Below are 20,169 nucleotides of genomic sequence, written 5' to 3' on the forward strand. Positions count from 1 at the left end.
CCGGTCAAATGAACCACGCTGAGATGAAGTTTCTGAACTTGCCGTTTCCGTACCGCAAACAGTACGACAACTACATTGGCGGGAAGTGGGTTGCCCCGGTCGATGGCGCGTATTTCGACAATGTCTCCCCGATCACCGGCGAACCGTTCTGCCAGGTGCCGCGCTCGCAAGCGGCCGACATTGAACTGGCGCTGGATGCCGCCCACGCCGCCAAAGGCAGCTGGGGCAAGACCTCGCCGGCCGAACGCGCCAATATCCTGAACAAGATCGCGGACCGCATGGAAGCCAATCTGGAACTGCTGGCCGTGGCAGAGACCATCGACAACGGCAAGCCCATCCGCGAAACCCGCGCAGCAGATATCCCGCTGGCGATTGATCATTTCCGCTACTTTGCCGGCGCCGTGCGGGCGCAGGAAGGCGGCATCTCCGAGATCGACCACACCACCATTGCTTACCATTTTCATGAGCCCCTGGGCGTGGTCGGGCAGATCATTCCGTGGAATTTCCCGATCCTGATGGCGACATGGAAACTGGCGCCGGCGCTGGCGGCAGGCAACTGCGTGGTGCTCAAGCCGGCGGAACAGACACCGGCCTCGATCATGGTCTTGCTGGACCTGATTGGTGATCTGCTGCCGCCGGGCGTGCTCAATGTCGTAAGCGGGTTCGGGCTGGAAGCTGGCAAGCCGCTGGCCAGCAACAAGCGCATTGCCAAGATTGCCTTTACCGGGGAAACCACCACCGGCCGCCTGATCATGCAATACGCCAGCCAGAACCTGATTCCGGTCACGCTGGAACTGGGCGGCAAGAGCCCGAACATCTTTTTTGACGATGTGATGCGGGCGGACGACGCCTTCTTTGACAAAGCACTGGAAGGCTTTGCCATGTTTGCGCTCAATCAGGGTGAAGTGTGTACCTGCCCCTCACGCGCGCTGGTGCAGGAATCGATCTACGAGCGCTTTATGGAACGGGCCGTCAAACGCGTTGAGGCCATCCGTCAGGGGCATCCGCTGGATGGCAATACCATGATCGGCGCCCAGGCCTCGCAAGAGCAGTTCGAGAAGATCGTGTCGTATCTGGATCTGGGCAAACAAGAAGGCGCGCGCTGCCTGACTGGTGGCGAGCCCGCCCGTTTTGACGGCGAACTGACCAAGGGTTACTACATCAAGCCCACGGTGTTTGAAGGCAATAACAAGATGCGCATCTTCCAGGAAGAAATCTTTGGCCCGGTGGTCTCGGTGACCACCTTCAAAGATGAAGCCGAAGCGCTGGAGATTGCCAATGACACACTCTACGGCCTGGGTGCCGGCGTATGGACGCGTGATGTGAACCGGGCGTATCACTTTGGCCGGGAAATCCAGGCCGGCCGCGTCTGGACCAATTGCTACCACGCCTACCCGGCACACGCCGCGTTTGGCGGCTACAAGCAATCGGGCATTGGTCGCGAGAACCACAAGATGATGCTCGATCACTATCAGCAGACCAAAAACCTGCTGGTGAGCTACTCCGACAAGGCGCTGGGTTTCTTCTGATCGACATAAACCGGTATGCGGGCGGCCAGCGGCTGCCCGCAATCAGGGAGGCGGCATGACCGACACTGTTGAACGGGTAACAGCCACACCCGATGCACTCAAGCTGATTGAACAACTCAAGGCACAACACGGCGATTTGCTGTTTCACCAGTCCGGTGGCTGCTGTGATGGCAGCGCGCCGATGTGTTTTCCCAAAGGCGAATTCATGGTGGGCTCGTCAGATGTCTATCTGGGCGACATTGGCGGCGTGCCGTTTTACATGAGCGAATCCCAGTTTTCTTACTGGGAACACACGCAGCTCAACATCGACGCCATCCCCGGCAACGGCGGCATGTTTTCTCTGGAACGCCCGACCGGGCTGCGCTTTCTCACCCGCTCACGGCTGTACTCAGACGAAGAGTGGGCATGGCTGGCGCAACACCCAGCGCCATTGGCGGCCTGAATGATAGCGCCAGGCCGGATTAATCCGGTTGCCAGACCGGCCACCAGCCGGTTTCACCCTCGGCGGCCTGAAACGCTGCGGCGACGCCCACACCGGGCCAGGCCAGCAGTTGATCGCCCGCCAGCAGCAAGGGCGTCATGCTGCGCACCCACGGCGCGATGCCGCGGCTCTGGGCCAGTGTTTTGAGTTGTTGTGCCGGGCCATCAGCACGCAGGCGCAGGGTACGAGCGCCCTGCCAGGGCGCCAGCGTCAGCGGAACCGCCAAGTGGCGGGCCGCAATGCCGCCCTTTTCCACTGTTTGCCAGGTCAATTGGCCATGCCATGCGGCAACTGCCGTCGGCGCGGCGTCACTCCAGGCCACAGTGGTGACCGGCCCCGGTTGCACATTGGCCGGCGTGACAGAGAGACGATCGCGATAACGTCGCACCGCGTGCTTGCGCCAGATCAGCGCGGGCTGGCTATCGCTGGCGGCCTCAGTGGCCGTGCGCCAAAGCTCGTCAAACGCGCGCGTATCCAGCACCAACCCCTTGCCGGCCAGCCAGTGGCGCAAGGCGTGACGCAGTCGGAGCGGGCTGAGCGGCGCGGCCAGCACAAAGGCATCATCTGCCACGCATTGCGGCAAATCACTTTGCGCCAGTTCATCCAGCAAGGCTTGCGCCTCAGCAATATGCCGGGCACTGCGCGTGATGCTGGTTGCCAGAGCAGGAAACGCTTCTTGCGCGACCGGAATCACCTTGAGCCGCAGGAAATTGCGATCAAAATCCGTCTGCTGATTGCTTTCGTCTTCAACCCAACTCAGCGCGTGCGCCTGGGCGTAGTCCAGCAATGCGCTGCGCGGCACATCCAGCAAAGGGCGCAGCAAGGTTGCGTGATCATCAAGCGCGCGCGCCAGCGGCATGGCCGCAAGGCCTGGCAAACCGCTGCCACGCAGCAGATTGAGCAGCACGGTCTCTACCTGGTCGCCCTGGTGATGCGCCGTGACCACCACATCGGCTCCGGTGGCGGCAAATGCGGCGTACCGCGCACTGCGGGCTGCGGCCTCAATGCCGTGACTGCGCCGCTGCGTGAGGGTGACCCGTTCTACCTGGCAGTCCACGCCGAGGCTGGCGGCATAGCCGTGCGCAAACGCGGCCCAGTCATCTGCATGTGCAGACAGGCCGTGATGCACGTGAATGGCGGCAAGCTGGAACGGGAATGCGCTGCGGGCGGCAGCCAGAAGATGCAATAGCACGACAGAATCAAGCCCGCCGGAAAGTCCCACGCAAACGCGGGCGGGCGGGCTTGTTTCTGCGCAAAAAGGCGCCAGGCGGGCGACGATAAGCTCGCCCGACAAACGATCAGCCAGGATCAACTTCCTTGAACTTGCCATAAGCCATCAGGCGTTCAAAGCGGGTTTCCAGCAGATCGTCGATCGACTTGTCCTGCACCGACTTGAGCGCGTCGGTCAGTGCCTTTTTCATGGCAACCATCATTTGCTGGTGATTGCGATGCGCACCGCCCACCGGCTCATTGATGATCTTGTCGATCAGACCCAGGGTTTTCAGACGGCCAGAGGTAATGCCCATGGCTTCAGCGGCATCGGCCGCTTTTTCGGCCGTTTTCCACAGAATGGAAGCACAACCTTCCGGCGAAATGACAGAGTACGTGGAGTACTGCAGCATCATGACCTGGTCAGCCACGGCGATCGCCAGCGCGCCACCAGAACCGCCCTCACCGATCACGGTGCAGACCACCGGCACACGCAGCGTGGTCATTTCAAACAGGTTGCGGCCAATGGCCTCAGACTGACCGCGCTCTTCTGCGCCGATACCCGGATAGGCACCCGGGGTGTCGACAAAGGTCAGGATGGGCAGGTTGAATTTCTCTGCCAGCTTCATCAAGCGCAGCGCCTTGCGATACCCCTCAGGACGCGGCATGCCGAAATTGCGGTACTGGCGATCCTTGGTATCACGGCCCTTCTGATGGCCCATCACCACGACGCTCTGACCATTAAAGCGGGCGACACCACCCACAATGGCCGCATCATCAGCGTAGTGACGGTCGCCGTGCAGTTCTTCGAAATCAGTAAACAGCGCCTTGATGTAATCAAGCGTATAGGGGCGCTGCGGATGGCGGGCCACCTGGCCGATCTGGGCCGCGGTGATCTTGCCGTAAATGGTTTTGGTCAGTTCCTGGCTTTTCTTTTCCAGGTGACCGATTTCCACAGAGATGTCGACTGCCGAATCGTCCTGCACATAGCGCAGTTCCTCGATCTTGTTCTCGAGTTCAGCGATCGGTTGTTCAAAATCCAGAAAAGTGGTCTTCATGCTGTTTTATGTTTCCCTGAGAAGCCGCCAGGGCTTTGGGTATTGCGTAAGATTGCGTCGAGTTCCACTGTTGTACCGCGCCTGTTCTAGCGGCTTTGGCGGCTCTTTTGGTCTGGGGTGGAACCCAAAAATCACGCAACTATACAGCAACGTTCTGCCCTCCCCAAGCACGGCACGTCGGAGAAACGGCCCGGCGCCGGCCCTGACAGCCATGACAACTGGCGCAACCCTTGTGCGCCAAGGCTTTGCGGCAGGTGGCGGACTGTCTGTACTGTCCCCTTTGCCGCAGCATCTGCCATTTGTCTGCCCGACCCGGCATCCACCGGGGTACTCAGGCATGCTCTGGTTCAGGCTGAACGCGGCTCAAAGCGGTTTGCGGCTTTTTGGCCCGCTGATGCTACCAAACACGCAAATCAGCCCTAAAGTTCCCACGTGCGCTGCCGATAATTGGCATAATAAACGTTAATGCGCAGCCTGCCGTACCGGCGGGCGGGAAAGGTAACCATGAAAATAGACCAATCTGGCAAAGTATCCCTGCCGACGCCTTCGCGTTCCGACGCCAGTCGTTCGTCTTCGACTGCCAGTCAGTCCGCATCGACACAAACCACTGCTGGCGCCGCCCAGGAAAACGTCACGCTCAATCCGGCCGCAGCACAACTGGGCCAGACTGACCAGACAGGCAGCGACAACAGCGTGTTCGACAGCGATCGCGTTGCTTCCTTGCGTCAGGCCATCAGCGAAGGCAAATTCACCGTGCGCGCTGACAACATTGCCGACAAGCTGCTTTCCAGCGTGCAAGACCTGCTGAGCCAGTAATACTTGTGATGTCCGCGGCGGCGGTGTAAAACCAGCTTGCGGACTCACTCCAACGCCCGCGTTTTTGAATTCTCTTCTTCGTAGCGACTACGCCTGTGGTTCAAGCCCAATCCGTCACCGATCTGATCCAGAACGCCTCCACTGCCCTGGACGCGCTGCTCAAACTGTTGCATCAGGAACAGGATTGTCTCGTCAACAATCGCATTGATGAGCTGGGCGGGCTGCTGCAAGCCAAACAGCAAGCGGCCAACGCCACCGAACAGGCCACCGGCCTGGTTGAAGCCTGGTTTACCGCCAACGGCATCGCCACGCAACAAGCCGATGTGCAACGCTGGTTCGAGGCCAACCAGCCCGCTGGCGTCGCCGCCTGGAACAATCTGCGGGAACAAGCCCGTCAGGCCGCAGCCATCAACCGCAGCAATGGCCAGTTGATCGACACCCGCCGCCAGCTGGTAGACGGTTTTGTTGCCGATCTGGTGCAAGAGCGTGACGATGGCTCGCAAGTGTATTCCGGTACGGGCCAGATCAGCGGCCGGCCCGGGTCCATTACCCGCGACAAAGCCTGATCGCCAGAAATCTGCAGCCAAACAAAAAAGCACGTCATTGACGTGCTTTTTTGTTTGGGGCGCGGCAACGGCTAATTGGTCGCCATCAGCGTGCGCCCGCCCTCAAACCGTGCGGCAAACCACGGCGAGTTCAGCGACTCCACCTTGATATGGCCTTTGCTGGAGGGCGCGTGGACAAACTTGTTATCGCCAATATAAACGCCCACATGCGAATACGGCCGGCCCAGGGTATTGAAGAACACCAGATCACCGGCCTGCAGGCTCTGGCGATCAACCGGTCGTGACAAGCGCGCAATTTCTGCGGCGTTATGCGGCAGCTTCACGCCCAGCGCGTTTTTGTAGATGAAATACACAAGACCGGAGCAATCCAGCCCGGCTTCCGGGTTGGCGCCACCAAACTGATAGTTCACATCCAGCAGGCTGAGTGCATAAAGCACAACCTCTTGCCGATCTTCAGACGGCACCTGAATGGTACTGACGCTGCGGTCAACCGGACGACTGACACTGCTCTGGGCCGGCCGGCTGACAGGGGGCGTGGAAGAACACCCGGCCAACAGCAGCAGCGCCATCAACAGCACATGTTCTGGTCGGCAAACTGACTTCATGGCAAACCCGCACAATACAGATGTTTGCGATTGTAACTGGCTGCCAGCCAAAAGCCAGGCCCTGACAGGCAAAAAGCGCGCCTGGCAACAGTTCATTGCAACAGAAACTGTTTCTTGTCTAATCAGTTTCTGGTCATTTGGGCTTGATGTTCTACTTTTAATTCAAGGCTGGCGTTAGAAAGCCCGTGATGATGATTTGCAACCTTGAACTGAGGTCAACATGCCCTGGAATAATCTTTTTGAGGATTTTTTGGGTCGTATGCGCAGTCATGGCATCCCCCTGCGTTTGCAGCTCTGGAACGGCAAGCACTTTGACTTGCACCCGGAACCCCGCGTGACCCTGATTGCCAATACCGCCGGTAGTCTGCGTCATGTCATCAACCCGACGCTGGATACGCTGGGCAAAGCCTATGTGGAAGGCGAAATCGATCTGGAAGGTCATGTGCTGGACGTGGTGGACATCGCCACCCGGCTGGCTGCGGCCGAAGGTGACGACGGCCGCCCGGCCGCGCGGACCGGCCGTCACTCGCGGGAGACTGACAAGAACGCGATCGCCTACCACTACGATGTCTCCAACGAGTTCTACAGCGCCTGGCTGGACAAGGAAATGGTGTATTCCTGCGGGTATTTCCGCACGGAAAACGACACGCTGGATCAGGCACAGCTCCAGAAACTGGATCACATCCTGAACAAGATCAATATCCAGCCGGGCCAGACCTTGCTGGACATTGGTTGCGGCTGGGGTGCGCTGATGATCCGTGCGGTCAAGCAATACGGCGCGCGTGCGGTCGGCGTCACGTTGTCAGAAAACCAGTATGAATACGCCAAAGAACGCATTGCCCGCGAAGGCATTGCCGACCGCTGCGAAGTGCGTCTGCAAGACTACCGCGACGTGACCGGCCAGTTTGACCGCATCACCAGCGTGGGCATGTTTGAACACGTGGGTCTGAAGAATCTGGAATCGTATTTCCGGCGCATTCATACGCTGCTGGCCGACGGCGGCGTGGTCATGAATCACGGTATTACCAGCACTGACGTCAATTCCGGCGACACGCCGTTTGGTGGCGGCGATTTTATTGACCGCTATGTTTTCCCCGATGGCGAACTGCCGCACATTGCCCTCACGCTCAAGGAAATGTGTGCCGCCGGACTGGAACCCATGGATGTGGAAAACCTGCGCCGCCATTACGCGCTGACGCTCAAGCACTGGGCCGAGCGGTTCGAGGAGCATAGCGAACACATGCGCAAACTGGCGGGTGAACAAAGATACCGGATCTGGCGGGTGTATCTGGCCGGCTGCGCTTACGGGTTCACGCACGACTGGATCTCGCTGAACCAGATTGTCGCCGTCAAGGCGGGCGGCCCGGGCATGAACCGGCTGCCACTGACCCGTGAGTACATGTACGCGGGCCGCTAGTTTCCTGGCCTTGTCATACCGGCAAAAAAGAAGGGGGCGGACCTTGCGGTACGCCCCCGAGCTTATCAGGGAGAGTCAATAACACTTCAGGTACATCAAACTTCGTACTTCAGTACAACTACCGCTTGCAGGGTCTGCCGAACCTGCAATCAACCAGACCGCCTGCCGGATGCCGCCGGCAATCAGCCCAGATTGATCGGTACAAAAATCCTGGCATCCCCACGCTGCACCAGCAACGCAACATGGTCACCTGCTTTGGATACCAGAGACTTCAATTGATCTGCACTGTTAATGTTGGTGCCATTAATGGCTAAAACAACATCGCCCGGTTCAATTCCTGCCTGAGCGGCCGGGCCTGCAACCTGCTCGACCACCAGACCACCGGCAATGCCCGATTCCTGTTTTTCATCCGGCGACAAGGGGCGTACCGACAAGCCCAGCCGGCCATGATCTTGCGTCGGGTTGGCCGCAGCAACCCTGGTATCCTGCGCCTCGCCTACTTTGGCGGTGATATCCAGCGTCTTGCCATTGCGCCATACCTGCATGGCCGCATCAGCCCCAGGCGCCATGGCCGCAATGGCGGGCGGCAACTCACTCGAGTTATCGACCGTTTTGCCATTGAGCTTGAGCACAATATCGCCCGCTTTCAGACCCGCCCTGGCGCCCGGGCTATCGGGTTCGACCCCGCTGACCAGCGCACCGGACGGCGTCTTCAACCCGAATGACTGTGCCAGCGCCTGGTTGACGTCCTGAATGGTGATGCCCAGGCGGCCACGCGTGACCTTGCCGTGCGCCACAATCTGCTGTTCCACATTCCGGGCAATGTCGATCGGAATAGAGAACGACAAGCCCTGGAAGCCGCCGCTGCGCGAGTAAATCTGCGAGTTGATGCCAATGACTTCGCCATTCAGATTGAACAGCGGGCCGCCCGAATTACCCGGATTGATCGGGGCATCGGTCTGGATAAACGGGGTGTAGCCTTCATCGGGCAAAGAGCGCGACTTGGCGGAGATAATCCCGGCGGTAACCGAGTTTTCAAAGCCGAACGGTGAGCCGATCGCCAGCACCCAGTCGCCCACGTGCGAGCTGGCCGGTTCGCCCAGCTTCACGGTTGGCAGGTTATCCGCCTTGATCCGCAGCACGGCAATGTCGGTGGCTTTGTCTGCCCCCAGCACTTTGGCGGTGAATTCACGCTTGTCGGTGAGCTTGACCGTTACTTCGCTGGCGTCTGCCACCACGTGGGCATTGGTCAGGATCAACCCGTCCGGGCTGATGATGAAGCCCGAACCCAGCGCATGCAGCGGTTGGGCCTGCTCGCCGCCCCCGCCTTGCGGGCCGGGAATACCAAAGCGACGGAAGAAATCATAGAAAGGATCGTCCGGATCAACACCGGGCGATTGTTGCGCGCGGTTGGCCGTTTTGACTTGACCGGTCACGCTGATGTTCACAACCGCCGGGCCGTAACGGCTGACGATTTCGCTGAAATTGGGCAAAGCCATCTGCGGCGAGGCCACGCCGGTCACTGCTTGCGCAGCGACCGGTTGCGCACTGGCGGCCGCTTCGGGCAGCAGGTGCGGGTTCATCTTTGCCACGGAGAAGCCCAGTACCCCAGCCAGTGCCAGTGCAATGGCAGAGGTTTTCCAGGATCGAGGTGTCTTCATGGTATTGCTCCTTTGCAGTCATCTTGGTGGACCGTTGCATTGGAGATTAAAACCGCCTGGCTTAAACAAGCCTTAAAGTCGCAGAACGAATGTTCAGGCAGGCTGGTTTTTGGGGGTAAATATTACCTCTACCGCCAGTCCACCCAGCGGTGAACTTCCCAGCACCACGCGCGCAGATTCTTTGTGGGCCAGTGTTTTCACAATGGCCAGCCCCAGGCCGCTGCCGGCAGCGGTCTCGCCTGGCCGGCGGTAGAACCGGTCGAACACCCGTTCTTGTTCTTCGGCAGGAATGCCCGGCCCGCTGTCGCACACCCTGAACACCGGCTGACCCTCCGCATTCAGCCCGGTCGAGACATCCACCTGCCCGCCTTGCGGGGTGTAGCGGATGGCGTTGCCGATCAGATTGGCAAACATGGTGCGCACGGCTTCCCGGTCGGCCACCACGTGGGCGGCACCGGCGGCGGGTTCAAGGCCGATATCCAGCGCATTGGCCTCGGCCAGCGGCAGGTGGTCGGCCAGCACTTCTCCGGCCAGTTCGGCCAGATCAATATCGCTCAGGTTCTGGTTGTGGTTGTCTGGCTCGGCGCGGGCCAGCGTCAGCAGTTGTTGCAGCACGTGGGTCGCCCGGTTCAGGCCCGATTGCAGCGAGTTCAGCGCCGCGTGGCGTTCCTCATCGCTCCCTGCCCGCTCCAGCAATTGCAGTTGCAGTTGCAGCGCGGTCAGCGGCGTGCGCAGTTCATGCGCGGCGTCGGCAGTAAAGGTGCGCTGCGCGTCCAGCGTGCGGCCCAGCCGCGCCATCAACGAGTTGATGGCGTTGACCAGCACGCCCGCCTCTACCGGCACGCGCTTGTCCTCAATGGGTTCCAGCGTGGCCGGCGTGCGCGCGGCGACCATGCCGGCCAGGTCTTCCAGTGGCTTGAGTCCGCGCCCCACCGCCAGCCAGCCGATCACGGCCAGCAAGGGCAGCATGGCCAGGAACGGCATGGATGTTCGGATCGCGGCCATCAGCGCCAGCTGGTTGCGGATTCGCATGGGTTGCGCCACCTGGATTACTTCCTCGCCCAACGGGATCGAAAACGCCCGCCAGGTGCCGTCACGCGTTTCTACCGTAGAAAAACCCAGTTGCGCCTGATCCGGCAAGACACGGTTGGGGTGCGACATGTAAATGCGCATGCCGCGTTCGTTCCAGACCTGGATCACAAAGTCGAAATCACTGCGATCATTGGTGGGCGCCGGCAAAGCGCGGGCGAAACTCTGATCCCGCAGCGCCAGCGCCATTTGGCGCAGTTGATAATCAAACAGCGTATTGGCTTCTTGCCGGGAACGATAAAACGTAATGCCCGCACCCAGCGCGATGGCGCCACACAGCACCGCCAGCAAGGAGGCGACCAGTTGTCTGCGGATTGAAATCATGCGGCGGCCTTGGGCACAAAATAACCCACGCCGCGCAGGTTCTTGATCCAGTCCGGCCCCAGTTTGCGCCGCAAGGCGTGGATATAGACTTCCACCGTGTTGGAGCCGATCTCTTCGCCCCAGCCATACAAACGCTCTTCCAGTTGCGAGCGCGACAGCGGCACACCCGGGCGTTCCGCCAGCGCCGCCAGCAAGGCGTATTCGCGCGCTGACAAGGTCACCGGCTCGCCTTTGAGCGACACTTCCCGCGTGGCAGGGTTAATGCGCAACTCACCCAGATCAATCACCGGATCAACCCGGCCGGCATGCCGGCGCAACACCGCGCGGATCCGGGCCGCCAGTTCATGCAGGTCAAACGGTTTGACCACGTAGTCATCCGCGCCGGCATCCAGGCCTTCAATGCGGTTTTCCACGGTATCACGCGCGGTCAGGATCAACACCGGACGGCCATCCTGGCGCCGCCGCATGCCTTGCAAGAGTTGCAGGCCGGACTTGCGCGGCAATGAGAGATCCAGCAGCACCAGTTCATGCTCGCCACAATTGAGCGCAGTCTCGCCCTCGCCGCCATCACGCGCCCAGTCCACCGTCATGCCCAGCGGCTTGAGGCCCTGCTGTACTGCCTCGCCGATCATTGCGTCGTCTTCTACCAGCAAAACCCGCACTGCTATTCTCCCGTTGCACCATGACGCCTGTGACGCGCGTCTGAATGACCTGTATTGTAGCGAGCACCTTTACGATTGGCGCAAGCCTCACCCGATCATAACCCGAATGCCGACTTCTTCCCGCCATGTTGCCATGCTGCTGCTCTGGTCCGCGCTTGCGGGCGTGGGCGGTGCGCTGGCGACGTGGCTGTTTCGCGAGATCATCTCGCTCTGTCTGTTCTGGATCAACGGCGCCCAAGGCTTTGGCCTGGTCGAGACCGCACGCGCCCTGCCTGGCTGGTTGCGGGTAGCCTTGCCCATGGCGGGCGGCCTCTGTGCCGGGCTGGTCTTGCAATATCTGCTGACTGACGCGCAACGACGCGCCCGCGTTGACTATATGGAAGCCGTCACCGTCGGCGATGGCAGCGTCAGTATTCGTGGCAGTCTGGTGCGCAGCCTCTCCTCGCTGCTCAGCATTGTGTCGGGCGGTTCGCTGGGCCGTGAAGGCTCGATGGTGCAACTGGCGGCGCTGGGCGGCTCCTTGCTGGGCCAGTTGACGCGCATGCCCACTGGCGAACGCCGGCTGCTGGTGGCCTGCGGTGCAGCCTCCGGCATGGCATGTGCCTATAACGCACCGCTGGCCGGCACCTTGTTTGTGGCAGAGATCGTACTGGGGTCGATCGCCATGCCCAGCCTGGGGCCGTTGCTGATCGCCGCGGTGATCGGCAACCAGTTGTTTCATCATCTGTGGAATGCCGCGCCGATTTTCGAGATACCGCCGCTGGGTTTTGTCTCGCCGTGGGAAATGCCGGGCTACATCACGCTGGGTTTGTTGTGTGGCGCGCTGGCGCCATGCTTTCTGGGTTTGCTCAATGGTGCGCGCAAAGGCTTTGCCCTACTGCCGCTACCCTTGCCCGTTACCCTGGCGCTGGGCGGCCTGATTGTCGGCGTGATTTCGCTGTGGCGGCCGGAAGTCTGGGGAAATGGCTACAGCGTGGTCAGCGATCTGTTACGCGGCGCGTGGCCCTGGCAGATGGTTCTGGTGCTGTTGCTGTGCAAAGCGCTCTCGACCAGCGCCAGCATCGGTTCCGGCGCCGTGGGTGGGGTGTTCACGCCGACGCTTTTTATGGGTGCAGCCATTGGCGTGTTGTTTGGCATGGCCTCACAAACACTGTTTCCGCATCACGTGGCCAGCCCTACCGTCTACGCAGTGCTGGGCATGGGCGCCTTCCTGGCTTCCGCAACCCAGGCGCCGCTCATGGCCATTGTCATGATTTTTGAAATGACCCGGGATTACGAGGTGGTGGCGCCGCTGATGGTGGCCTGCGCTCTGGCCTGGTTTGTATCGCGCTGGATGGGCGCGCCGACCATGTACCACTCTGGCCGGGAAAACCCGCCACCCTCGGCGTAGCGGTGACCACGCAGACATGAAAAAAGGCAGCGCAATGCGCTGCCTTTTTGATGGTGATCGTGCCGGACTTATTTCTTCAGGCAGGTGCTCATAAAGGCCTTGCGGGCGTCGCCCTTCAGGCTCTGGGCAGAAGCATCGGCATTGCAGGACTTCATCTTGTCTTGCTGGGTGGCCGGCATCGATGCGGCCGGGGCGCTCGCCGTTGCCTTCAGACATGTGCTCATGAAGGTATTGCGGGCATCGCCCTTGAGCGATTTGGCAGTGGCATCGGCATTACACGACTTCATCTTGTCTTGTTGCGAATTGGCAGCCATCACTTGCGTGGACAGCAACAGCGCAACAGCCAGCAGCGAAACACGAACGATCGTCATGGAGATTCTCCTTGTTGGACTGCAGCGGGGCAGTGATTGCCAGTGTAGTCAAATCAGCCCGGATTATCGCAAGCGGCTCTGTAACATTGTTTTCAGCATCACAATGCCTGGCCGCCTGCGACTGGATATGCGCTATTAGCCGTCCTGTCAGATCAAAACAGATCAGAACGGATTTCCCAGCGTGAGGTAATAGCGCCACTGGCGGTTATCGCCATACGCCGCGCCCAGATAAAGCGGCCCAAGGAATGAATCGACCGCAATAAACCCGACGCCGGAGTAATGCCATTTTTCATCACCGGTATCCAGTGCGGACGAATACACTTTGCCGCTTTCCGCTGCCATGCCGATCATGGTGCGTTTGCTTTCCGTATTCAAAAAGGGCAATGGCCGGTACAGCGCTACACGACCGTAAATGAACTTGTCACCAATCAGCCCTTGATAAGGATAACTGGACAAATTCAGGAAACCACCCAGCCAGCTGGTATCAATAAACGCGTCATCACCATTGCGCGTGGCCTGCGCTTTCACCAGCAAATACCCGCTGGTTTCACCCAGCGAGAAACCCTGCCGCGCATTCAAGGACGCGCGGCCATAGCTGGCAGTATCAGACGACCCACTCACCGCCTGATACGCGCTGAAATGCACCTGGGTGCCACTGGTGGGGAAATCGGCGTTATCCAGTTGATCAAAGGTAAGGCTGACCCGCAGACCATAATCGGACTGATACAGATCAGGCAGCGCCACCACGCCGTCACCGGTCCAGATGCCGCCTACTACGCCGCTGGCATGTGCGTGTTCAGCCATGATCCCGACGCGGGCCTCGCCATAGCGCGAGAAACCGGAGCCAAGATCAATGCCGCCTTGTTGCTTGTACAAGCGGAACTGGCCAATTTCGTTATCGCCCTCATAGACCGCCAGCGGGCTGGACTGGATCGAGAAATTGGGCGCAATGAACGCGTAACCGTCAATCTGCAAGGGCTGATAGAACTCGCCCGCCAGCGCCATGGTATCGCCCGCCCGCAACGACAGCGAGGCCTCGGCACCCAGCGAATTGAGCCAGGTACGGCGATACCGCGCCAGCAAGGCATACGGCGACGCGTTTTCAAAGTCGGTACCCAATGCGATACCGAAATTGAGGTAATTCGGGCCCCAGTCTTTTTCGACCGGAATCAGCCGCAGTTTCTGGCCGGCGCCATCATCAAGCAGTTCGTAATCCAGTTGCGAGAAATCACCGCGCGCATACAGGCGCGACAATTGATCATGAAACTCGGTGCTATCCAGATTCTTGCCCAGCTCAACGTCGACATTGCGGCTGAGGACATCCGGATTCACCCGGTTCATGCGCTCAACCTGAATGCTGTCGATGGGCTTGGGTTGCAAACGCCGGTCTTCACGCGCTTGTTCCCATTGCTCGTACGCGGCGGTGGGCAAGGCGTAACGCTGCAGGTTCACCAATTGCTGGCGCGTGGCTTTTTCGCCGGCAAGGATAAAGTCTTTGGCTTTGGCAAAGTCGGTGCTTTCCAGATTGCCCAGCGATGGCGTAATCAGCACATCGTCCTGCTTCAGGCTGGCAATTTGCGGGCGCTGGTTCTGCACGATCATCAGCCGCGTGTACTGTGCGGCGACATCAAAAATGGTGTTGATCCCGTCGCGTTTGAGCGGCGGCGAGGCCACATCGACGGCGATCACCACATCAGCGCACATCTTGCGGGCGACATCCACCGCCAGATTGCGTGACAAACCGCCATCCACCAGCAAGTGTTCACTGCGCGCCACCGGCGGAAACACGCCTGGCACTGCCATACTGGCACGCATGGCGGTCACCAGATCGCCATCGCCCATGACCACCATCTCGCCGGTTTCCAGATCGGTAGCAATCGCCCGGAACGGTACGGAGAGTTCGTCAAAATTCCTGGCCGTGCCGCTATAGGTCAGGTCACGCAGCAGGGTTTCGATTTTCTGGGTATCAATGGCCGACTTGGGCAGCGCCAGCGAGCCATCATCCCTCACCCCCACATCGATCGGGGCCAGATGCATGTTGTCATCCTGCTTCTGGCGGTATGACATCTGCTGACGCGGCAGGCCGGACTGAAACAGCGTGTCCCAGTCGGTTTTGCCGGAACGATCAATCATGGTGTCGGCCGTCTGGCCAGCGGCATAACTGCCCCCCACGAGGGCGCCAATGCTGGTCCCGACCACGCAATCGACGGGGATGTGGTTTTCGGCCAGCACCTTGAGCACGCCGATATGCGCCAGGCCGCGCGCGCCACCGCCGCCCAGCACAAGGCCGATCCGCGGACGGTGCGCCGGCATGGAGGCGTCGCTGGCTGCAGGCGCGTCTTGCGCCACGGCAGGCAGGGCCGCAACCAGGCCCACCGCCAGCCAGAACCACTTTGTCATTTGCCCGATCTGCATATTTACCATCTGTTTTTATCCGGCATTGCCCGATGTATTTACGTTATTCGATATTCGGGCGCGATTCTAACTGAGTGCGTTTAAAAACACGCATAAGGAAATACACGTTCACAATCAGTATTGTCCGGATTCGCCACTGTTTTTTCAGACATGAACGACTGCGCCCGCATGGGGAACACTGAGAAAATCGGCAGTTTCCCGTTCATTGCCAATAATGAACAAACCCTGCGTATTAACGGATAACCAATAATGATTGCCTTGCAACTGGCCGTGGTACTGGCCGCCATCCTGATCGGAGCCCGCCTGGGCGGTGTAGGTCTGGGGGTCATGGGCGGCCTTGGCCTTGCCTTGCTCACCTTTGTGTTTCATCTGCGCCCGACAACGGCCCCCATCGACGTGCTGTTGATGATTCTGTCCGTGATTACCGCCGCCGGCTGCCTGCAAGCCGCTGGCGGCATGGACTGGCTGGTGCGCGTGGCAGAACGCCTGCTGCGGCGCAACCCCAGGCGCATTACGTTTTTTGCTCCGCTGGTCACCTACACCTTCACCCTGTTTGCCGGCACCGGCCATGTTGCATATTCAGTATTGCCGGTGATTGCCGAAGTAGCCCGGGACTCTGGCGTGCGCCCGGAACGCCCGCTCTCGATTGCCGTCATCGCCTCGCAAGTGGGCATTACCGCCAGCCCGATCTCTGCGGCCACCGTCACGCTGCTGGCCATGCTGGCGCCCTCCGGCGTGAGCCTGAGCCAGATTTTGCTGGTGGCCATTCCGGCGACCTTGCTGGGAGTTTTTGCCGGCGTGCTGGTTGCCGGCCGCCTGGGCGTGGAACTCAAGGATGATCCGGTCTACCAGGCACGGCTGGCGTCGGGCGAGATCACCCCGGCACAACCGCATGAAGACAAACCGGCGCTGCCGCGCTCGGCGTTCATTTCGGTCATCGTATTCCTGCTGGCGGCGCTGTCTGTGGTGGTGCTGGGTTCGGTCGACAGCCTGCGGCCGCAATGGGATGTCGGCGCCCAGGCCATCAAGCTGGATATGCCGACCGCCATTGAAGTCATCATGCTGTCTGCCGCCGCGCTGATCCTGCTGCTGGGCCGGGTTGATGCCAACAAAGTGGTGCGCGGCAGCGTATTCCAGGCCGGTGCCGCGGCGGTGATCGGCATTTTCGGCATTGCCTGGATGGGTGACACCTTCATTCAGGCCAATATGTCGTTCTTCTCGGCCGAGATCAAAACCATCATTACCGAAGTGCCATGGCTGTTTGCGCTGGCCCTGTTCGTGATGTCGATCCTGTTGTACTCGCAAGCGGCCACCATCCGCGCGCTGATGCCCCTGGGCATGGCGCTGGGCTTGTCGGCACCGACGCTGATTGCCATGTTCCCCAGCGTAAACGGCTATTTCTTCATCCCCAACTACCCCACCGTGATTGCGGCGATCAACTTTGACCAGACCGGCACCACGCGGATCGGCCGCTGGTTGTTGAACCACAGCTTCATGCTGCCGGGGCTGGCTTGTTCCGTGGTCAGCGTGGCGGCCGGGTTTGGTCTGGTACGACTGGTGTTCTAATGGGCAGCGGGGCGCTTTCAGACACGCCTGATTCAGCTTCAATCATGATGGCGGCATTGTGGGCGGATGACCGCCTTCGCCCACACCCTGAATGCCCACTTGCTGCCCGTCGCGCCGGTCCCGCCACGCCAGGACAGCAAGCAAGCGCCGTCTCAGGACGTGTTGCTGACCGCTTTTGGCCAGGGCTGGCGCACCCCGCTCTGGCAGCTCACTCGCCCTGCCGCGCAGCCTGTCAGCAACAAGGTCGATTACGCGACCAGCAGCGCGCCACCCTTGCAACGCATTGATGAACGCGCCTGAAACAACAACGCCGGCAGTATGCCGGCGTTGTTGTTGATAGGTCCATCCCGCCCTTACTTGCGCAGTTTCAGACCGGCCAATGCCGCCGCCATGGCGCCTTGTGCCTCTGGCTGACGCTGCATCACCTTGCGCTCGCCCTTGCTCATGTTCTGTGCAGATACGCCGCTATCCGGCTTCTGGCGCACGTCATCGTCAAGTCGCATGGTCAGCGCGATACGTTTGCGCTTCACATCCACCTCTTGCACCTTCACCTTGACCACATCGCCGGCCTTCACCACTTCACGCGGGTCCTTGATGAACTTGTGGCTCATGGCAGAGATATGGACAAGGCCGTCCTGGTGTACGCCGATATCCACAAACGCGCCAAAAGCGGTGACGTTGGTGACTACGCCTTCCAGCACCATGTCCACTTTCAGATCGGCAATTTCTTCCACGCCTTCGGCAAAGCTGGCGGTCTTGAACTCCGGGCGCGGATCGCGGCCGGGTTTTTCCAGTTCGGCCAGAATGTCTTTTACCGTTGGCAGACCAAAGCGCTCATCGGTGAACTCGGCGGCATTCAGTTTTTTCAGGAATGCGCCATCGCCAATCAGGCTGGTCACGTCCTTCTGCACCTTCGCAATGATTTTTTCCACCACCGGGTAGGCTTCCGGGTGAACCGCGGAGCGATCAAGCGCGTTGTCGCCGTCCATCACCCGCAAGAAGCCGGCAGCTTGCTCAAAGGTCTTGTCGCCCAGCCGCGGCACTTTCAGCAACTGCTTGCGGTTCTGGAACGCGCCGTTGGCATCACGGTAATTGACGATCTGCGTTGCCAGCGTGCTGTTCAGGCCGGAAATACGCGTCAGCAGCGCGGCGGACGCCGTATTCACATCCACACCCACCGCGTTCACGCAGTCTTCTACCACGGCGTCCAGCGAGCGCATCAGATCAAGCTGGTTCACGTCATGCTGGTACTGGCCCACGCCGATGGATTTCGGGTCAATCTTGACCAGTTCGGCCAGCGGGTCTTGCAGACGGCGCGCAATCGACACCGCACCGCGCAGCGAGACATCCAGTTCCGGAAACTCTTTGGCCGCCAGTTCAGAGGCCGAGTACACCGATGCGCCGGCTTCAGACACCACCAGCTTGGTCATCTGCAGTTCCGGATACTTCTTGATCAATTCGATCGCCAGTTTGTCGGTTTCACGGCTTGCCGTGCCATTTCCAATGGCGATGAGCTGAACCTTGTGCTTGGCCGCCAGCGCCGCGCAAATCGCGATCGACTGATCCCACTGATTGCGCGGCTCATGCGGGTAAATGGTCGCGGTATCCAGCAATTTGCCGGTGGCATCGACCACCGCCACTTTACAACCGGTACGCAAACCCGGGTCCAGGCCCATGGTAGCGCGCGGGCCGGCCGGGGCTGCCAGCAGCAAGTCCTTGAGGTTGGTGGCGAACACCTTGATCGCCTCTGCCTCGGCTTTCTCGCGCAACTGGTTGATCAGTTCTGATTCCAGATTCAGCGCAATCCGGGCGCGCCAGGTCAGGCGCACGGTGTCTTGCAGCCATTTGTCTGCCGGGCGCCCCAGGTTCTCGATGCCATAACGGCGGGCAATTTTCAGCTCGCACACGCCGGGGCCTGCCGGTTTGGCGGTTTCATCCAGTTCTTCGGGCAGCGGCAACGCCAGCGTCAGAATGCCTTCGTTACGGCCGCGCAGCACCGCCAGCGCCCGGTGCGACGGCACATCACGCCACGGTTCATCGTATTCAAAGTAATCAGAGAACTTGGCGCCCTCTTCTTCCTTGCCTTCGACAATGCGGGTTTTGATATGCGCCTTGCCTGCAACGTGTTCACGCAATTGACCCACCAGCTCCGGGTCTTCGGCAAATTGCTCCATCAGGATCGCGCGTGCGCCATCGAGTGCCGCTTTGGTATCCGCCACGCCCTTGTCTGCATCGACAAACCCGGCGGCGACGCTTTCCGGATCTTGCGCCGGATCACCCAGCAAGCCCTGCGCGAGCGGCTCCAGCCCTGCCTCTTTGGCAATCTGCGCCCGTGTGCGGCGCTTGGGCTTGTACGGCAGGTACAAGTCTTCCAGCCGCTGTTTGTTATCGGCATCCAGCAATTGCGCTTTCAGTTCCGGCGTCAGTTTGCCTTGTTCATCCACACTGGCAATCACCGCACCGCGGCGCTCTTCCAGTTCACGCAGATAGCGCAGGCGTACTTCCAGATTACGCAACTGGGTGTCATCCAGACCCCCTGTCACTTCTTTACGATAACGGGCAATAAACGGCACGGTCGCGCCTTCATCCAGCAACTGGACGGCAGACGCCACTTGCGCCTCGCGGCAGACAAGTTCAGTTGCAAGGCGGGAATGAATACTGGGCAGCATGCAGCGGGGAATCCTGAATACGTTGAGTGGAAAACTGGTTCATAGGGCTGGTTGTAACAGACCTGTTCATCGCAGCAGGCCATTCTTGCCGGCCAAGGCCGCCTGTGGCGGCCGCACTGGATTCCCGCCTTCGCGGGAATGACGCAGCAGTGAAGCGATAACAATTCATTTTTGCCCACCGACGCAGCGTCGTTGGGGTTGCCGTTGTCTTTGACTTGCTTCCCCATCGGCAGCGCCGGGCATCGCAGCAGAGTCCGGAGTTTCGGCGCAGGGGTGTTTGAGGCCCAAAGCCGAGTTCCCCGGAGCCAGCCGGACTTCATGAGAAGCGCAGGGAACCCACG

The 20,169-nt window shown here is 60.2% G+C and carries 17 protein-coding genes; 8 read left to right on the plus strand and 9 right to left on the minus strand.

What is annotated here, in order from left to right; all coding sequences use genetic code 11:
* Nucleotides 1-8: 8 nt before the first annotated feature.
* Nucleotides 9-1,529, plus strand: coding sequence for an aldehyde dehydrogenase (adh, locus tag IEX57_RS05745; protein ID WP_188703214.1), 1,521 nt, complete (start codon nucleotides 9-11; stop codon nucleotides 1,527-1,529).
* Nucleotides 1,530-1,584: 55 nt separating this feature from the next.
* Entirely contained in the window at nucleotides 1,585-1,971 is a 387-nt protein-coding gene (locus IEX57_RS05750) for a DUF779 domain-containing protein (RefSeq protein ID WP_188703216.1), read from the plus strand.
* A gap of 19 nt (nucleotides 1,972-1,990) precedes the next feature.
* Here the strand turns inward: IEX57_RS05750 and tilS are convergent, their stop codons facing one another.
* Both tilS and IEX57_RS05760 read right to left on the minus strand, forming a co-directional pair.
* A complete protein-coding gene (tilS, locus tag IEX57_RS05755) occupies nucleotides 1,991-3,340 on the minus strand; it encodes a tRNA lysidine(34) synthetase TilS (RefSeq protein WP_268238308.1) in 1,350 nt (449 codons plus the stop codon).
* Complete coding sequence (locus IEX57_RS05760; RefSeq protein WP_188703226.1) at nucleotides 3,309-4,277, minus strand: acetyl-CoA carboxylase carboxyltransferase subunit alpha; 969 nt, start codon at nucleotides 4,275-4,277, stop codon at nucleotides 3,309-3,311. Before IEX57_RS05760 ends, tilS begins: the two co-directional genes overlap by 32 nt.
* Before the next feature lie 504 nt (nucleotides 4,278-4,781).
* On the opposite strand from IEX57_RS05760, the gene flgM reads away from it, so the two are divergent.
* Together flgM and IEX57_RS05770 are read left to right on the plus strand one after the other, a co-directional pair.
* Nucleotides 4,782-5,093, plus strand: coding sequence for a flagellar biosynthesis anti-sigma factor FlgM (gene flgM, locus IEX57_RS05765; protein WP_188703228.1), 312 nt, complete (start codon nucleotides 4,782-4,784; stop codon nucleotides 5,091-5,093).
* A gap of 95 nt (nucleotides 5,094-5,188) precedes the next feature.
* On the plus strand, nucleotides 5,189-5,659 hold the full coding sequence (locus tag IEX57_RS05770; RefSeq protein ID WP_188703229.1) for a flagella synthesis protein FlgN: 471 nt from the start codon (nucleotides 5,189-5,191) through the stop codon (nucleotides 5,657-5,659).
* A gap of 71 nt (nucleotides 5,660-5,730) precedes the next feature.
* On the opposite strand, the gene IEX57_RS05775 is transcribed toward IEX57_RS05770, so the two are convergent.
* Nucleotides 5,731-6,228, minus strand: a complete 498-nt coding sequence (locus tag IEX57_RS05775; RefSeq protein WP_229708767.1) for a C40 family peptidase — start codon at nucleotides 6,226-6,228, stop codon at nucleotides 5,731-5,733.
* Between the two features lie 256 nt (nucleotides 6,229-6,484).
* Here IEX57_RS05775 and IEX57_RS05780 point away from each other — a divergent pair, with 256 nt between their 5' ends.
* Nucleotides 6,485-7,681, plus strand: a complete 1,197-nt coding sequence (locus tag IEX57_RS05780; protein ID WP_188703233.1) for a class I SAM-dependent methyltransferase — start codon at nucleotides 6,485-6,487, stop codon at nucleotides 7,679-7,681.
* A 182-nt stretch (nucleotides 7,682-7,863) separates the two neighbouring features.
* Here the strand turns inward: IEX57_RS05780 and IEX57_RS05785 are convergent, their stop codons facing one another.
* From IEX57_RS05785 to IEX57_RS05795, 3 genes are all read right to left on the minus strand, one after another.
* Nucleotides 7,864-9,342: a DegQ family serine endoprotease gene (locus tag IEX57_RS05785; protein WP_188703235.1), complete on the minus strand. Its 1,479-nt coding sequence runs from the start codon at nucleotides 9,340-9,342 to the stop codon at nucleotides 7,864-7,866.
* Between the two features lie 93 nt (nucleotides 9,343-9,435).
* Nucleotides 9,436-10,755 (minus strand): ATP-binding protein, encoded by a 1,320-nt coding sequence (locus IEX57_RS05790; RefSeq protein WP_188703237.1) that lies wholly within the window; start codon nucleotides 10,753-10,755, stop codon nucleotides 9,436-9,438.
* Nucleotides 10,752-11,417, minus strand: coding sequence for a response regulator (locus IEX57_RS05795; RefSeq protein WP_188703239.1), 666 nt, complete (start codon nucleotides 11,415-11,417; stop codon nucleotides 10,752-10,754). Before IEX57_RS05795 ends, IEX57_RS05790 begins: the two co-directional genes overlap by 4 nt.
* Nucleotides 11,418-11,523: 106 nt before the next feature.
* Here IEX57_RS05795 and IEX57_RS05800 point away from each other — a divergent pair, with 106 nt between their 5' ends.
* A complete protein-coding gene (locus IEX57_RS05800; RefSeq protein ID WP_188703241.1) occupies nucleotides 11,524-12,807 on the plus strand; it encodes a ClcB-like voltage-gated chloride channel protein in 1,284 nt (427 codons plus the stop codon).
* 68 nt (nucleotides 12,808-12,875) lie between these two features.
* Here the strand turns inward: IEX57_RS05800 and IEX57_RS05805 are convergent, their stop codons facing one another.
* Nucleotides 12,876-13,178, minus strand: a complete 303-nt coding sequence (locus tag IEX57_RS05805; RefSeq protein WP_188703243.1) for a PsiF family protein — start codon at nucleotides 13,176-13,178, stop codon at nucleotides 12,876-12,878.
* A gap of 162 nt (nucleotides 13,179-13,340) precedes the next feature.
* A complete protein-coding gene (locus IEX57_RS05810) occupies nucleotides 13,341-15,578 on the minus strand; it encodes a patatin-like phospholipase family protein (RefSeq protein ID WP_188703245.1) in 2,238 nt (745 codons plus the stop codon).
* Between the two features lie 264 nt (nucleotides 15,579-15,842).
* Here IEX57_RS05810 and IEX57_RS05815 point away from each other — a divergent pair, with 264 nt between their 5' ends.
* Complete coding sequence (locus IEX57_RS05815; protein ID WP_188703247.1) at nucleotides 15,843-17,159, plus strand: anaerobic C4-dicarboxylate transporter family protein; 1,317 nt, start codon at nucleotides 15,843-15,845, stop codon at nucleotides 17,157-17,159.
* A 66-nt stretch (nucleotides 17,160-17,225) separates the two neighbouring features.
* Entirely contained in the window at nucleotides 17,226-17,459 is a 234-nt protein-coding gene (locus tag IEX57_RS05820) for a hypothetical protein (RefSeq protein WP_188703249.1), read from the plus strand.
* 53 nt (nucleotides 17,460-17,512) lie between these two features.
* Here the strand turns inward: IEX57_RS05820 and IEX57_RS05825 are convergent, their stop codons facing one another.
* Nucleotides 17,513-19,828: a Tex family protein gene (locus tag IEX57_RS05825; RefSeq protein WP_229708769.1), complete on the minus strand. Its 2,316-nt coding sequence runs from the start codon at nucleotides 19,826-19,828 to the stop codon at nucleotides 17,513-17,515.
* Nucleotides 19,829-20,169: the final 341 nt, after the last annotated feature.

Origin of the sequence: Silvimonas iriomotensis (assembly GCF_014645535.1) — a bacterium.
GTDB lineage: Bacteria > Pseudomonadota > Gammaproteobacteria > Burkholderiales > Chitinibacteraceae > Silvimonas > Silvimonas iriomotensis.